We start from the raw sequence: 16,101 nt of genomic DNA on the forward strand, positions 1-16,101 counted from the left end.
GCCACGTTCTTAAGCTCAGCATAATCCTATTATCATTGTTAATGTTCGATTCTTGTTCAGATGACCATGATCAAATTCTCGTTAGGGGTGAATACCATCACTTATTAATGATTATATTTTTTCATATTTATTGTTATTTGATAAAACGTTCAACAAAATGAAGCTCCAATACGACTTCGGCTTAAGCAAAATCTACGAGCTCGTCATTAACTCCAACCCCTGCTACGCGTTTCTTCTAGAGGGCAATTCTCTAATTCAAAACAAACTCATCGTCGCCCATGTGCTTGCTCACTGTGATTTTTTCAAAAACAACGCTCGCTTTGGTGTAACCAATCGCAATATGGTTGAGAGCATGTCTGCTACAGCAGATCGCATTCATCAATATGAAATGGATCATGGCACGGAGGCGGTCGAGAAGTTTATCGATGCAATACTTGCCATTCAAGAGCATGTCGATCCGACGCTAATAAAGCCCTATCAATTAGATAAGAAACGTTATATCGAAATGGTGCAAAAGGACAGCGAGCGCTCGGAGTGGAATATCCCTTCCTCCTCTTATGATGACTTGTGGAATCTAGATCCGGATCGAACCGCTGCCGCCGCATCAGCCGCTCAATCACAGGCCGCTGACGCCAAACGTTTTCCACCACGGCCAGAAAAAGATCTCATCTGGTTCATTGAGGAATACTCCCCTACTCTTGAGGATTGGCAGCGCGATATTCTATCTATGCTTCGCGATGAGATGCTCTACTTCTGGCCGCAAATCGAGACCAAAAATATGAACGAAGGCTGGGCTTCCTACTGGCATCAGCGGATCATACGCGAGCTTGATCTGACTAGCGACGAAACGATTGAGTTCGCTAAGCTAAACTCCTCTGTCGTGCAGCCATCCCGGCACACCTTGAATCCCTATTATTTAGGCTTAAAAATATTCGAGGATATCGAGCGCCGTTTCGATAACCCAACGAAGGAAGAACAAGCACGCTTCGGACGCGTCCCCGGCAAGGGCAGGGAAAAAATGTTCGAGGTACGCGAGCTCGATTTCGATATTTCATTCATCCGCAACTATCTTACGAAGGATCTAGTTAATGATCTCGATCTGTACATTTTCGAGAAAAAGGCCCTGAGTGGAAAATTACCGATAAGTCGTGGGAGAAAATTCGCGATCAGTTAGTTTATTCAAAAGTAAACGGTGGTTTCCCTAGTTTGATGGTTAAGGATGGGGATTTTAATCGTGTGGGTGAGCTTTATCTTATTCATGAGTATGAGGGGATGGAGCTCGATCTGAAGTATGTGGAGCGTACGCTGCCTCATGTCGTTCAGCTTTGGGGGAAAAACGTACATCTTGAGACGTTTGTTGAGGATAAGAAGATTGTGTTCAGCTGCGATGGGAAGAAGACGAGTCGGAAGTTTGTTTGAGTTACGAGGATAGCGCTTCTTAATTCTGTTTTGAAGAGTTATCATATTTAAAAATGTTACTGAAAACCCGATTTCATTGGATCGGGTTTTCTCTTATTCGGCCAGAGGGGCCTCCCTTAATACAGAATATAAAAAAAAAAATCTCAACGACCATTATGCTCTCGATACAGCGATGATTGGTATGTAGCAGTATTTTCCCAGTTAGAACGAGATATGATAATTGAACGGACTACTTCAGGAAGAAGAGTTCGTACTAAATCTGGTTTATGGCCTGGTGAGAGGATACCTTTTGGATACTCATGGGATAAACCAACGCAGCAACTAATAATAATTCCTGAAGAAGCTACTCTCATTCGTGCAATTTATAATAGTTATCTCGATGGTCATTCAAGGCTTGCTATTTCCGAATGGGCATCTCAAAGATCTAAAGCTAGAGTTTTTGATCATACAATTTTACGGGATATACTTCATCGTGCTATTAATAACGAGTTCTCTCTTATTTCGGTACCAAAAGGATGGTCAACATTTCAATCCTCGGCTCATCAGCGAAAAGCCGAGAGCAATTACAGGGATTTTGAAAAATATAAATAGCCAACCCGCGGATGCTATTCGTTTGATTAACAACCGCCCCCGAAAATGTCTCGGATGGATGTCGGCTCATGAAGCTTTCATGGAAGAGGTGTCGCACTTAGCTTGACAATCTGTCGTATAAAAAACATTGACGTTAAATGATATAAAGGCAGCCGATCGATGATGGCTGCCTTCATGCCGTTATTGCACATATACTTTGAATTGTGCTATTTATTTGTAAATTGCTCCATCCAATTCTGCATGGCATCAACAACCTTCTCCAACTGGTCATCTTCTCCGATTTGAGGATCACTATCTCCCTTTTGCAGGCCATAAGATCCGAATTGTCCGTGATTCCCCCCATTGATCGAAACATATTCCGTTAACTCGGGAAGATTGGCTTTTGAGCTTTCCCATACTTCAAGATTAAGAACCCCGTCAGACGTACCTGTAATTTGCAGCGCGGCAAGGTCGGTATCGGCAAGGTTTCCGCTCTCATCGGCATACGATGCTAAGAAGTAGATACCTGCCAGTTGATCGCTGTGCTCTGAAGCATATCTAGCCGCAAACGCGCCCCCTAGCGAGTGTCCTCCGATGACAAAGGATTCGCCCAAATGCTCCTTCACGAAGGAATCGGCTTTGTTTTGCCCAAAAATAGCCAGATTAAGCGGCATCTTTGCAATGTATACACGATGACCTAGCTTAGCAAGCTCGCTTGCAAACGGCGAATAGCTGCCCGGCTCAACTAATCCGCCAGGATAAAAAATAATGTTGGGCTGCATGATGCTTCCATCTGCAGGCTCGAATGTATACCCGTCTTTCCCCTCTGTTACATTTACCTCGCTGTTGCTTTGCAATGCCGACTCCGCTTTATTGCTTGGTGCGTATGTTTGAGATTTTAGATACAGAATTGATCCGGCAGCAACAAGCGCGATGATGACGAAGCCCGCGAGCAGGATGCGCAGCCATATGCGTTTTCGTTTTGTCTTTGTCACTGAGCAACTCTCCTTTGAATAACTTTCATTATTTTTCAATTGTTGCGGGCTTGGAAAGCCTCCATGTCAGATAGCTCATGTAGGCAAGCATGCCAAATAATACAGCAATAGTGGTCATATGGGCTAGAACAACGAACATGTACACTTCCGGGCGGCTAAGCGTATACAGCATACCTACGCCAGTAAGAATTTGGAACAAAATGAGACCAAAAGCAAACTGGGCTTGCATCGTCAATTCCCAATTGCTCTTGTAATTTTTGCAAATCCAAAACCACAACATGACAACCAGCAAAACCAGCAGAATACCGGCGATCCGGTGAGTCAACTCGATTGTTATCCCTCCAGCCACTTCCGGCAGCCGACTGCCTTTGCAAAACAATCCGGTACAGGAACCTGCCGAATCGGTATGACTTACAAATGCGCCGGTATAGACCACCAAATAAGAATATACGGTCAAGCACCATACAAAATTGCGAAATGCCTTGCTTGTCCTTGGCATCTGCTCGAATTTTACAAGTCCGCGCGCCTTCTGTTCTTGCCTCGAGCCAAGACTTGTCATTAAAGAACTCGCTAAAGCGATAAAAGCGAATCCTAAATGGAGCGCCATCACGGGGGGCGATTGTGAAAATACGACTGCTAATGCACCCATTGCGCCTTGAATGATCACAAAAACCAGTGTTAACGCTGCAAAAAATCGCAAATCTTTTCGCTGCTTCAAATACACTAAAAAAGTTAGCAGTGTAGCCACTGCCAAAATGCCTGCAGTCGTACTCACCAGCCTATGTGTGTATTCGATGACAGAAGCAAGTGTATGAGCCGGAACAAATTCCCCGTGACACAGTGGCCATTCCGTGCCGCATCCCAGACCGGACTCTGTTCTGGTGACGATGCCACCTCCAAACGTCGCGAAAAACATAAACAGCGTTGTTGCGTAACTAAGCCATTTCAAACGAGTAATCGTTGCCAGTATTTTTCACCTGCCTGTTCTTGATGCAACCATGACAATTTCCATGGAGGAGATACTTTGATCTCATTAAATTATATTTACCGGTAGGTAAATTATCAAGACGCTTTTGATTAAAATGATGAATTGTCATAAAATATTCATGGAGGTAGTTATGATAAAAAAACAATCGCAACGCGCGCCAGGTAGACCTAAGCATGCAAAAGATGATCCTTCCATACAAGAAATGATTATTAAGACTGCATCCAAACGTTTTATGGAGTACGGATACGAGTCTGTATCGCTGCTGCAAATCGCCGAAGAATGCCAAGTGTCCAAACCTGCTATTTATTATCATTTCATTAGCAAACCAGAATTATTTAAAGTGGCAGTTACGACCGTCTTAAATCAAGTACATAGGCATATATCTCGTATTCTACAGGAGGCCGATCACCTCGAAGAGGGATTGGTTACAGTAGCCGAAGCGCGGTTAACCAATCCCCATGCCGAAATCGAAACGATGCTGAGAGAGGCTGAGCCCTTTTTAAATGAGGAACAACTACAGGAAATAAGACAATCCGAGCATAGTATCTACCAGTTATTAGCAGATCATTTTCAAGCGGCAATGGACAACCATGTGCTTAGAGTCAACGATCCCATGCTTCTGGCACAAACCTTCTCCGCGATGATGCTGCTGGGAAACCGAAAAGACACCCTTCTAAAATACGCATCCAATAGGGAATTGGCAAAAGAATTGGTTGGAATCTTTCTGCGAGGCACATCCAATGCGGGTAAGAAAAAGTAAAAAAGTGAGCAAAATGACATTAATCGCATTTCTTTATGATAAATTTCTTCTAACAATCAAAGAAGGGTCACCTTTGTTTAAACTATGTTTATCTGCAGTTTGATTTGCTCAATAAATATATAGGTATTACCCCTTATGTCTCAATACACAATACTTTTAGCTTAAACTAAAATACGAAAACCCATAAAATCATGGGTTCAAGAAAATCAAAACTGGTGATCGCATCCAATTATGGAGGCTGTATTTGCAATCGGAGCAAAGATTAATGATAGTAAGCATCACTTCGCCCCTTTCTACATGAAGGGGCAACGTTTGCTGTTTTCTGCTGCAGCTTCCATCTCTAGTGCTTCCCACTGTTGATAAGTCAGAAACAAAGAAAAAATAATAAATTCTTAAATAAAAGAATTGTGATTTATTAAGATTTTTCAGCTTTTTTTCAAGGAATCCACTACTTCATAAAGAGCTATATTTTCTCTAAATAATCTCATTCTCTCTTTACTCATGCTCTCATTGTAACTCCACATATCTGAAAACAACTTTATAATTAATGTTCCGTTTTCCATAATTTCTATCTCATGAGCATCTTTGAAATTATCGAAGATATCTTTTTGGAAAAGCTGCATATATGCTTTCCCAAACCACATCAGCCACGCTGCGCCAAACCAGATCCCATTTATATAATCAGTATGGCCTGGAAAATATTGCACATCAATTTGTTGTTTATTTTTAATAAACCGGTGAGGGATTAACCAAGACGGATCAAGCTCTTTATTTGCATTTTCATAATATTTTGGGTCTTTTGCATTTTGCCAGGAGTATTCTTTACTTGCACATAGAAAGGAAACAATTGCTTTATTCTTGAGAAAGAGTTTATTTATAAATGATTTATTTTCAACTCATTTGTATCAAATAGATTTTTTTGAATTTCTACATGAAGTGAACAAATTTTATTTTCATTACTAAATGATAAAAAATTATCCTCATCATCCATTAATGTAAAAGTATTCGAATCTCTATCAAGTAAATTCTCTTTTAAGATATACTCGATCAACGAAGAGTTCTTTGTAATTTTTTCATGTTTATAATTTGTAGTTTTTGACCCAGTGTAAGAAGTTGGATTAAAAAGTAATATATCATTCATCCAAATTCCAATGTTTTCTTTTGTATTTTCACCTTGAGGATAATAGACTTTGAACATTACTTTTTTGTCATTATTAATTTCCACTAGAATACCTCCACATTAAATTGAATACCTTTAGCTCTGGACTCTAATGCATCTATTAAATTATTAAAAACTTCATCAGTCATGGAACCTTTAGGTATTCTAATGTCAAGAAACCTATTTTCATTTTTCATTAAAATATCCCTTAACTCATCTAAATATCCTCCTAAAGTTGATTTTAAGCTACTGAAAGAATATCCACTAGGATCAATAGTTTTCAAACTTACTACTCGGTTGTCTTTTTGAAAGTCAATTAGAGGGAATTAACCTTCGTTTTCTTCACCAGAGAAATGAATTACACATTCCGAAGCGCATATGATGGATACGACGCAATATGCCATTTACAGTTGTAATATTCTATATGGTTTTAGTCCTATACGCTGGCAAGCACCATTTCATTACAGACTACTTTGAAAGCAAACATACCCTGATATTTAAGAAGCTTTTCATTCTGGTCTGCAGTCAAATTCTCGTAATACGTGATTATCTACATATATTAATTCCTTAAACTTTCTTCATATGTATTATTATTTGATAAAACGTTCAACAAAATTAGGCTCCAATACGACTTCGGCTTGAGCAAAATCTACGAGCTCGTCATTAACTCCAATCCCTGCTACGCGTTTCTTCTAGAGGGCAATTCTCTAATTCAAAACAAACTTAATCGCTTTCATGAGTATGAAATGGATCATGGCACAGAAGCAGTCGAAAAGTTTATGGATGCGATTCTTGCCATTCACGAGCATGTCGATCCTACGCTCATTAAGCCTTATCAATTAGATACGAAACGTTATATCGAAATGGTGCAAAAGGACAGCGAGTGCTCAGAGTGGAACATCCCTTCCTCCTCTTATGATTATATTTGAGAATATCGAGCGCCGCTTCGATAACCCAACGAAGGAAGAACAAGCACGCTTCGGACGCGTTCCCGGCAAGGGCAGGGAAAAAATGTTTGAGGTACGCGAGCTCGATTCCGATATTTCATTCATCCGCAACTACCTGACGAAGGATCTGGTTAATAATCTCGATCTGTACATTTTCGAGAAAAAAGGCCCTTAATGGAAAATTACCGATAAGTCGTGGGAGAAAATTCGCGATCAGCTTGTTTATTCGAAAGTAAATGGCGGGTTTCCTAGCTTGAAGGTTAAGGATGGGGATTTTAATCGTGTGGGTGAGCTTTATCTTATTCATGAGTATGAAGGGATGGAGCTCGATCTGAAGTATGTGGAGCGTACGCTGCCCCATGTCGTTCAGCTTTGGGGGAAGAATGTTCATCTGGAGACGTTTGTTGAGGATAAGAAGATTGTGTTCGGCTGTGATGGGAAGAAGACGAGTCGGAAGTTTGTTTGAGTTAAAAGGATAGTGCTTCTTAATTCTGCATTTAAGAGCAATCACGTATAATGCTAATACAAAAAAACCGTTCATATTCGCTTGGGGATTGACCCCATAATTTGAGACAAATCAAAACACCTTCAAGAAAATGCAACCATCTCATAAGATATGGTGACAACCTTGGAGGTGTTTTTACGTTGGCAACAAGAGTAAGTTACCCAGTGGAAGTAATTTTTCACCATTTAATTCCTGTTTAAAGCAGGTTCTAAGACTACAAACTCAAAAATCCTGTTTGTTTCAGTTGCTGTGTTCCGTCAGGAATCCCTGGCCGATCCTCAGAATGTACGAGAATATGCCAAGTCCCTTTCGGAAACGCTTGTTCCATGAATAATGGCTGGGGCAGCCAAACCCTGAATAGATTTGATTCACTGAACTCATTACCCGCGGATGCATAATCACACATTACTAGCTTGCTTTCTTTATGTCCGACGAAATGAGACGGTCTAATAAGAAAAGGCACCTCAAAAGCCATCCATACTCCTTCGGGCTTTGTTGCAGCAGACACAAGATCAATGTAGGTTTCTTCATCGGAGCAGTTATCCAGGAGAACATAATCAATGTTCCAGTCTTGGTTGTGCTTTCGCTCCATCTGTTCATGATCGAGCCAAAGACTGACATGCTTCTCTGCGTCGGAAAGCCGGCTGTCTAACGCAAGTACAATCGGTCCCACCATGACGGCCTTATGGTTTATACTCCCCGGCGCCGTAATCACACGTCCCCTTAAATCCAGCTTCAGGTGAATTTCGTCCCCCGATTTCCATTCTCTGTGGATTTCCGTATACGTTCCGGGTATGCAGACAATCCGCTCGCCGTTTACTTGAAGCTCGGTTTGTCGGCTCCATGCTGGAATACGAAGCTTTATAGTATAAGTGCAGCTTTCACTCTGCTTAACCTTGATTCTAATTTTGTCCAGTTCAGGATAGGCTGTCTCCATCTCAAAGCCGACTTCATCTCCATTGTTCACTCGTCCACTCCAATTCCCTTGATAATACAAATTTATGGCTATACCAGAATCATCGTTCATGACCGCCCACCCGGACGCGGTGAGGAGTCCACGCGGACCATTCGCCGAACAGCAACTGCATTGCACGAGTGGGACCTGCATATGACTAGGTACACGTTCCCCAACCAATGGCGAAAAATATGCCCACCAGTTGCCGCTCGGAACCATTGCGCTGAGCAATGCATTGTATAGCGTAATTTCCATTTCATCTGCCCATTTCGGATCACCTGTAAGACGCAGCAACTGGTAGCAATATTTGATCCAGGTTGTCGTGACACAGGTCTCCATAGGCTGTTCCAGCAGTTCAGTCTGTCTTTTAGCCCCGTCGCACCACAATTCACCGCTGGAACCGGAACCTACGATCATAGTTTCCTTTTCTCTTACCAAATCGGCAAATTTGATAGCAGCTTCAAGGTACTCCTGTTTTCCTGTAGCCCGGTACAATTCGCACACGCCTTCATAACAGGACATCATCTCGTAACCTTTAGGTGATGCAATTTTCAAGGGTTCAATCCCCGCAATGGCATCCTCGATAAGCCGGATTCCGTTCGGATTGTAAATGTTTGGTTCGCTCCAAAGCAAAACGAGGTACTCGGCGAAATCCAGGTACTTCTGATCACTTGTTCGCAGAAACAACAATACGACAGGCTCCAGGATGGAACAAGACGATAATGCCTCCAAGAGCGAGAGCCCCGTTTCCGTCAGCTTTTTTCGGCCTGGACCAGATATCCGAATAAGCTCGTCCGTGGCTAAAACAGCCGCTTGCAATGCCTCCTGTTTTCCGCTCAAATCATAGTAGGCGATCAGTCCAAGCAAGGCATACTTTCTTCCCCAGATGTCCCAGTCCCCAAAATCTTTCTCATAGCTGCTGATACGGCCATCCTCCGACTGCGTATCTATCAAACCCTGAACCGCGTCAGCCAAAATCGCCCCGTGATGATCAGTTGGTTCAATCTGATAGGCCAGTACTGCGGAGGTAAACCATTTGCCCCAAAATTCCCCCCCCCAACTACCGCCTTCATCCGTTTTATCCCGAAACGGGATCTGGAATAAAGCATGGTTAGCGGCCATGACGCCGTTGTGAATACAGGAGGCAATTCTTTGCCCCAGATATCCTTCAATGTGTACGCTTCCTTTGTTGGATGGTGTTAAACGATCCGCTATCTTCAACTTCATCTACCAACACTCCTTAAAGCATTTTATAAATTCCTTATAATGCCGATAAAACCAAGCCGGAAATTTGTCCCCTTACAATTAGGGGTATTTCCATGCACCACTTCCAACTCAAACCGATGATGACTTTCTTGCAACGAGTCCGAAACAAGATAGAGGGAAAACAGCCCATCATCTGACAGCCACTCCGGCCTTGCACGGTCTGAGAAAACCCACTCCGAATCATCAATCCGGTAGTTAAATTCCGCCGCCTTCCAACCGAAATCCAGACCTAATGCCAGACCCTTCCCATAAAAGGAGAAGGCAAGCCTCGCTCCTACTGCCGATGTTTCAAGCACTTGATCGATCCAGACGTGATGCAGCCACCTTTTGAGTACCCAGGGACCTTCAATAGATGCGGTTTTCAGAGAAAGAAGAGATACTGAATGCCATAATCCATCAAACATGGGTACAGGCAATGATGTCGGAGCAGCTTGCGATTCAGCTTGAATGTATCTTGCACTCTCCGTCTCAAGAAATGCGATTACACCTTGGGCATAGCTCAAACTGCCCCGTGTCGATGGGTGAAGTCCGTCAGGCAGCCATTCTTCCCAACTGAATCTCCCTCTTTTGAGTTCGTTCAAAGCATGGAGCCCCACCCACACAGACCCGATTCCATAATGCTCCGCCAGTTGTTCGAATTCCGCTACGGAGGCCGGCAATTCTGCTTGCATCATGGCTGTATACATATCCTGATGGTAGGTGTATACAAGAATGACATTGCAATCCCCATTGGCAAGGATAGACCTGATCAACGTTTCCCTTGTTTTATTTCTCTGCTCGGATGCAACAAATAGATCATTAACCGCATATTCGATAAACACCAAATCACATCCGCGGTCAATGATATCTCGTTGCGATCTAAACACCGCCAAATCGCTGCCAGTAGCCCCAATAGCCGCGTTCTCAATGCATATTTTAGCGGAAGGAAATTGTTCGCTAAACCATGCGGCAACCGGTTCGGGCCAGTTGTTACGGGGCCTCCCGTCCGTTATTGAGCCGCCCATAAAGCCGATTGTTATTTCCCCTTCATTTAATGAACGCCAAACATGCGACATTACGTTTCTATTTGTAAATTCATTCAACCATACACACCTCGCGTTCAGCCTCTTAATTGATAAATTGCAAATATTGAAGCATCCGCTTCAGGATGGTAACTGCTTGAGCTCGTGTCGCTTCTTCCTTTGGAGAAAATGTGGAATCCGACAAACCTTGCATAACATTTGCATATCGGTTGATTGCTACCGATTCCAACGCCCAATCGGAAATGTCTCCCTGATCTGCGAATGGGTCAAGAACGAATTCCGCCGGATTAACCATTTTACCGGTGAATTCTATCGCTCGCGCAATCATCACAGCCATCTGCTCACGTGTGATGGTGTCGTGCGGTCGGAAAGAACCGTCTTCATAACCATTGATTATCCCTGCCTTACTGGCTGCTCCGACCGAACCTGAGAACCAAGTCCCTCCTCTAATATCCGAGAATTTCAAATCTGTTACAGTAGCGGACAAACCAAGGGATCGTACGAGCAGTGCTGCGAACTGTGCCCTTGTAATACTTGCATCTGGTACAAATTCCTTATTAGTGATCCCATTGATAATAAGTTTGTTTGCCAGCAATTTGACGTCCTCTGAAGCCCAGTGTCCAACAAGATTGTTAAAGGATCTCTCCGATTCAATTACCGTGTAAATACTGTTATGAGGGGAAAATATCGTTATCTCAAAACGATCATCTTCACGGGAAATTACCGAAGGCATAAAATGTAAGCCGTTATCGTCATCAACCCATACTGCTGTCACTTTCGAAATATCCGAAGCAGCAGCAAACGAAAGTGTTCGACTGATATAGATGCCGCCGAAATCCGTGGCTTCTTTACCATCATATTCGACTTTGAAATCTACAGGACTTGCCAACATCTGCATGGATTCCATTTTTGCAACTCTACTTTTAATGGCATCTGCCGTTTCTTCGGCTAATTTTGTAATCGTAATGGTGATCTTCGTATACCCGGGAATATTCTTAGCTATCTTTGCAGGAAGCAGATAACTGGCGCCAGCCACCTTTATTAGTAAGCCTGCATCAGACCATTTCTCTGCCGCATCGAGAAGAGCAGAAGCCGGAATATCAACCTTGACCACAGGATCCGTGTTCTGTACCTCGAGTACGAGTGCAGAATGTTTGCTCAAGGAGAAAGCTTGCGCCAGGACATCCGCAGTCACCGGAACTCTGACTACTGTTTGATTATTGTCATTCTTTTCTCTAGTCACAGGAACTTGAAGACTGCTGTTGCCTAATTTAACATCGGTAGTAATTGTCGATTTACCGGGATGGCCAGTAGGCTTTTCTCCTTCACTTGGCGGCAAAGCTTCTCCCCATACCTTAAACTCTCTGCTACTTGGCCAAGCGTTGGCATCGGTGAGCGTCATTCGTACATATCGGTAGATTCCTTCTACTTCTTCGGTAATCATTGGACCTTGCATGCCATCATTCATTCGATCAACAAGGGTCTCCCAGTCCGAACCGTTCGCCGAACCTTCGATCTTGTATTTGTAGGTCTTGATATCAGTGTCCGCAAACCATTGGAAGACATGAGTCAGGGAATACTTCTCGCCGAGATCGACTTTAAACCATGATGGATACTTCACACCATCCACCAGCCATCTTGTCTCAAGATTTCCATCTACGGCAAGATCCGGGGAGAACAACGCATCTCCTCCGTAATTGGCGTATTCCGAAGCGGTTGCCTGTTTTTTGTAAGCGAGATTCACTTTCTGCCCGATGATATTGACCGGAACGGTACCCATTACTCCCGAACCATCTCCAGCCTCCGCACGAACGAGAACCGTTCCGTTTTTATTCGGATAGAGCAGCCCACTGTTATTTATAAATGCCACATCTGTAGGCGATTTGCCGTCTTCTGCCCAGACAGACCATGCAACGGCTTTGTTTGTTGCATTTGCAGGCAGAACATCGGCAATCATCTGTAAACTCTGCCCGTTTAACGTGATTTCATTCGTTCCTCCCTCGCCCGAAACTTCAATGGCAGCTACAGGGATATTGTCCGGGATGACTTCACCGGTACTGCCATAGATTTCAAACTCTTTGCTGGACGGCCAGGCATTGGCTTGAAGAAACGTCATTTTTACATACCGATAGTTCCCATTGACCACTTCTTTGATCTTTTCCCCGGTGACACCCACTATACTGCGGTCTACCATCAACACCCAGTTTTCACCGTCTAATGAACCCTCTATTTTAAATTTATAGGTTTGGGGTACTGCCGCGTACTGAATGATTGTACCGAGAGCTTTAGGCTCTCCCAGATCAACCTGTAACCAAGATGGATATTGCACGCCATCTACCAGCCACCAGCTATCCATATTGCCGTCAACTGCGTTGGATGGATAATAGATTCCTGCTGCGCCATAATCGGCATAGGTAGAGGCGGTTACCGTCTTACCCCGCGCAAGGTTCTCAGGCTGATTGCTGATTGTGATGATTTTCTCGCCCTTTAATTCCGGCTGACTGTTGTCCGTCACTACCACTTTCACCTGACCGTTTGACTTTGCCGTTAGCAGACCGTCGCCAGATATGGAAGCCTTAGTTGTGGGCGTGACCCCATCCATCTCGTAAACTTCCCACTTGACGGACATAAAACCGTTATCACCCAGTGGCTCTGTTTGATAGTCCATTTGCAATGTGCCATACGGCTGGGGAATGGTGTCTGCTCCATTTTCAGTTGTTACAGTCAAACTTGTAGCATTCTTAATGGTAAGCAACTGCGGAATCTGATTTTTGTTTGGGAGCAGATTGTCCGGTTCGGTTGTCGCGTCGGAGAAAATTCTTCTAATTGCATTGATGTAATCGAAACCATACTTTTCTGTAGGGGCGATATAATGGCCCTCGGCATACTCATTCCAGTTGTCGAGAAGCAGCAATCTGCCGCCCAAATTCCCATCGGATTTAGAATTCATTCTGGTTTTTGCTTCGTCCAGAAGTCCTTCATACAAATTCGGGGGGATCTCCCAGACGGGTGCAGACGTGCCCCATGGCCGTGCATCCCAACCGCTTGATACAGTCATAATATAGGGAACTTCACTGTTAGAATCGAAATTATTCCACGAATCGATGTGAGACTGGACATAACTCTCAGACGTGATGTTCGCGTCAGTTGGATACGTGTCCATAAAGGTCGGGATGTGATAGGAATAAATATAATCGATTCCGATCTCTTTAGCGGCAGCGAAACTTTGTGTTGTATTCGTGTTTTCGGCTGTCATTAGGATAACGCCAGGATAGCCGGCAACCGCCACTGCCTGGCGGAATTGAGTGATGGCATTTTTGGCATTCTCTTCGCCACCGACATCGCTGATGAACTTGGACAAGCTGTAGATCGATACTATTGGCTTGCCTTCAACTTTCAGATAATTGGATTTGGAGAAATACTCCTCTATCCAGAAGGGGACCACATTGTTCAGGAAATCATTTATGTCCGAGACACCATCGGCTGAATCATTGGAATTTTCCCATTGTATGGCCCATTTCAAATACTCCCTATGCTGAGCGCTGTTGGCCAAGGAGTGCGTCAAGCCATCAAAGGAGGACATAACCGGGGCTTTGCCCCCATTCCCTTTTTGTCTAAACCAGCATGAAAACAAACCGTCTATGCCGTTCTCGACAGCCATCTTGATCTGCCAATCTGTAGAGACATCGTAATTTTCGTCATAATAACCCATGAGGGGAGTCCGCTCCGGATAAAGAACGGGGTTTGTGCTTTCCCAAAAATATCTGCTTCCCCACAAGTTGCACGACTGCGCCACTACGATTTTATCACCGGTATCAACAGGAACAGGGGTCGGAACCAGATCCCGAGGCTGAGCATAAGTTTCGCCTTTGACTTCGAGCTCCATGCTGCTTGCTGGGCTCCCGTCTCCAGAACCGGTAATCACAAGCCTGACAAATCTGTATCTTCCCTGTACAATTTCTTCTATTATGCTGCCGTTAACACCGGATTGGGTACGGTCAGCCAGAATGGACCAGGACCAGCTGTTTGGCGTATTTTGATTGGAACCTTCAATTCTGTAGTACCAAGTGGTATCTGTCTGAAAATGCTGTTTCACTACCCCCAGCGTGGAGATCGCATCCAAATCAACGATAATTGTTTGAGGGAATGTTGCATTCGCTGCTACCCATCCTGTGTTTAGATCGCCGTCTACTGCTTTAACTGCAGTATTGATCCCCAGGTGAGAGGATGAGTCGGCCCGGCTTCCCAGCGCTATATTGGCATACCCGTCCTCAGCATTTGTCGTTTCTGATGCCTCAACTTTATACTCTTCCAGACCGATAATGCCCAAACACGGCAAGAAAATTGAAAGGATTAAAATACAGACTGCGATTTTGTTCATTCGTTTCCGATACAAAAATCCCATCCCCTTCCACATATTTACTTCTATACTGTCCTGAACACTTCACGTACAGCTTCCAAATAGGAAAAGCCATATTTTTCAGTAGGAAAGATATAATGCCCTTCTCCGTATTCATTCCAGTTATCCAGCAGAATTATAGTACTTTCCAATCCACCGCTGTACCGGGCATCAAGCTCATGTCTAGCAGTTTCGCATAATCTTTGAAAATCACAGGGTTCAAGGCGCCACGTTTGGTCTGTGCAAGAATAACCCCACGGTTCCGAATCCCATCCCATGGAACACGTCACGATATTAGGAACAGCCCCCAGGGACTGTTCTTCCCAGCATTTCTTCTGCGCGAGAATAATGGAATCGGGATTGTCACCGAAAAATTCCGCTCCGGGATTGGTAGAGCCATCTGCAAACGTAGGCCAGTGATACGAGAAGCTATAATCCAGACCTATATCTTTCATAAGCTGATTCCGCTCTGTTATCGGCCCCCAGCAATATTGACCGAAAAGGATCAAACCTTGAAATCCAGCCTCTATACAGCGCTTACGCATATTCTCGATCGCTCTTGCAGCAGGAAGACTTCCACCTAGTTGCTCGACCAGCAAACCGATATTGTAAATCGATAAAACCGGCTTTCCATCCAGAACAAGGTAATTGGATCTGGAAAAGTACTTTTCCACCCAATATGGCAGCAGATTTTCAATGAGATCGCTTTCAGAATCCACTCCGGAAGCGATGTCGTTAGCGTTCTCCCACATGATCATAAATTTCATTTGATCCCCGTACCTGCTGTGTTCCAGACCTCTTAGCCAATGATCGTATTCGGCCGTAATCGGACGCTTCCCCAAATTATTCTTAGATCGATACCAACAGTTCATGAAGAAGTGAATTCCATGCTCTATCGCAAATTTTATCTCCCAGTCAATGACTCGTGGGTTCGCCTCATCATACCAACCAAGTACAGACTTTCGATTTGTAAAAGGCTTGATTTTCTCCCAAGCGGAAGGGCTGTTCCACAGATTGCATGCTTGTGCCCCCACTAGGTATTTACCTGTTTCAATCCGAATGGGTTGTATTGGCTGGCTGCTGTAATCCCGAATCTCGTCGCTTGCCATAAGTACC

At 44.0% G+C, this 16,101-nt stretch carries 11 protein-coding genes and 2 pseudogenes; 4 read left to right on the top strand and 9 right to left on the bottom strand.

All coding sequences use genetic code 11. The features are described 5' to 3' along the window. Nucleotides 1–142: 142 nt before the first annotated feature. Nucleotides 143–1,419 (top strand): annotated as a pseudogene (locus MHH56_RS23900) (SpoVR family protein); the annotation flags it as partial. A gap of 213 nt (nucleotides 1,420–1,632) precedes the next feature. Further along, on the top strand, nucleotides 1,633–2,010 hold the full coding sequence (locus MHH56_RS23905; RefSeq protein WP_339204158.1) for a hypothetical protein: 378 nt from the start codon (nucleotides 1,633–1,635) through the stop codon (nucleotides 2,008–2,010). Nucleotides 2,011–2,216: 206 nt separating this feature from the next. On the opposite strand, the gene MHH56_RS23910 is transcribed toward MHH56_RS23905, so the two are convergent. Continuing rightward, entirely contained in the window at nucleotides 2,217–2,984 is a 768-nt protein-coding gene (locus MHH56_RS23910; RefSeq protein ID WP_339204159.1) for an alpha/beta hydrolase, read from the bottom strand. A gap of 28 nt (nucleotides 2,985–3,012) precedes the next feature. Further along, a complete protein-coding gene (locus MHH56_RS23915; RefSeq protein WP_339204160.1) occupies nucleotides 3,013–3,933 on the bottom strand; it encodes a COX15/CtaA family protein in 921 nt (306 codons plus the stop codon). Between the two features lie 169 nt (nucleotides 3,934–4,102). Here MHH56_RS23915 and MHH56_RS23920 point away from each other — a divergent pair, with 169 nt between their 5' ends. After that, nucleotides 4,103–4,732, top strand: a complete 630-nt coding sequence (locus MHH56_RS23920; RefSeq protein ID WP_339204161.1) for a TetR/AcrR family transcriptional regulator — start codon at nucleotides 4,103–4,105, stop codon at nucleotides 4,730–4,732. 425 nt (nucleotides 4,733–5,157) lie between these two features. Here the strand turns inward: MHH56_RS23920 and MHH56_RS23925 are convergent, their stop codons facing one another. The 3 genes from MHH56_RS23925 to MHH56_RS23935 all read right to left on the bottom strand — a co-directional run bounded on the left by MHH56_RS23925 (nucleotide 5,158) and on the right by MHH56_RS23935 (nucleotide 6,175). Further along, a complete protein-coding gene (locus MHH56_RS23925; RefSeq protein WP_339204162.1) occupies nucleotides 5,158–5,355 on the bottom strand; it encodes a hypothetical protein in 198 nt (65 codons plus the stop codon). Nucleotides 5,356–5,606: 251 nt separating this feature from the next. Continuing rightward, nucleotides 5,607–5,957: a hypothetical protein gene (locus MHH56_RS23930; protein ID WP_339204163.1), complete on the bottom strand. Its 351-nt coding sequence runs from the start codon at nucleotides 5,955–5,957 to the stop codon at nucleotides 5,607–5,609. Continuing rightward, nucleotides 5,957–6,175, bottom strand: a complete 219-nt coding sequence (locus MHH56_RS23935; RefSeq protein WP_339204164.1) for a hypothetical protein — start codon at nucleotides 6,173–6,175, stop codon at nucleotides 5,957–5,959. The genes MHH56_RS23930 and MHH56_RS23935 overlap by 1 nt, the downstream gene beginning before the upstream one ends. 309 nt (nucleotides 6,176–6,484) lie before the next feature. Between MHH56_RS23935 and MHH56_RS23940 the strand changes: the two are divergent. After that, a pseudogene (locus MHH56_RS23940) lies at nucleotides 6,485–7,304 on the top strand (SpoVR family protein); the annotation flags it as partial. A 253-nt stretch (nucleotides 7,305–7,557) separates the two neighbouring features. Here MHH56_RS23940 and MHH56_RS23945 read toward each other — a convergent pair. The 4 genes from MHH56_RS23945 to MHH56_RS23960 are packed head-to-tail and all read right to left on the bottom strand — an operon-like array spanning nucleotide 7,558 to nucleotide 16,094. Further along, entirely contained in the window at nucleotides 7,558–9,525 is a 1,968-nt protein-coding gene (locus tag MHH56_RS23945) for a beta-L-arabinofuranosidase domain-containing protein (protein WP_339204165.1), read from the bottom strand. 23 nt (nucleotides 9,526–9,548) lie between these two features. Next, nucleotides 9,549–10,619 (bottom strand): SGNH/GDSL hydrolase family protein, encoded by a 1,071-nt coding sequence (locus MHH56_RS23950; RefSeq protein ID WP_339204167.1) that lies wholly within the window; start codon nucleotides 10,617–10,619, stop codon nucleotides 9,549–9,551. Between the two features lie 52 nt (nucleotides 10,620–10,671). After that, nucleotides 10,672–14,967 (bottom strand): discoidin domain-containing protein, encoded by a 4,296-nt coding sequence (locus MHH56_RS23955; RefSeq protein WP_339204168.1) that lies wholly within the window; start codon nucleotides 14,965–14,967, stop codon nucleotides 10,672–10,674. A gap of 44 nt (nucleotides 14,968–15,011) precedes the next feature. Further along, the gene (locus MHH56_RS23960) at nucleotides 15,012–16,094 is read right to left on the bottom strand and encodes a glycoside hydrolase family 99-like domain-containing protein (protein WP_339204169.1); all 1,083 of its coding nucleotides are present in this window, start codon (nucleotides 16,092–16,094) and stop codon (nucleotides 15,012–15,014) included. Nucleotides 16,095–16,101 lie beyond the last annotated feature (7 nt).

The organism is Paenibacillus sp. FSL K6-3182, assembly GCF_037976325.1.
Taxonomy (GTDB): domain Bacteria; phylum Bacillota; class Bacilli; order Paenibacillales; family Paenibacillaceae; genus Pristimantibacillus.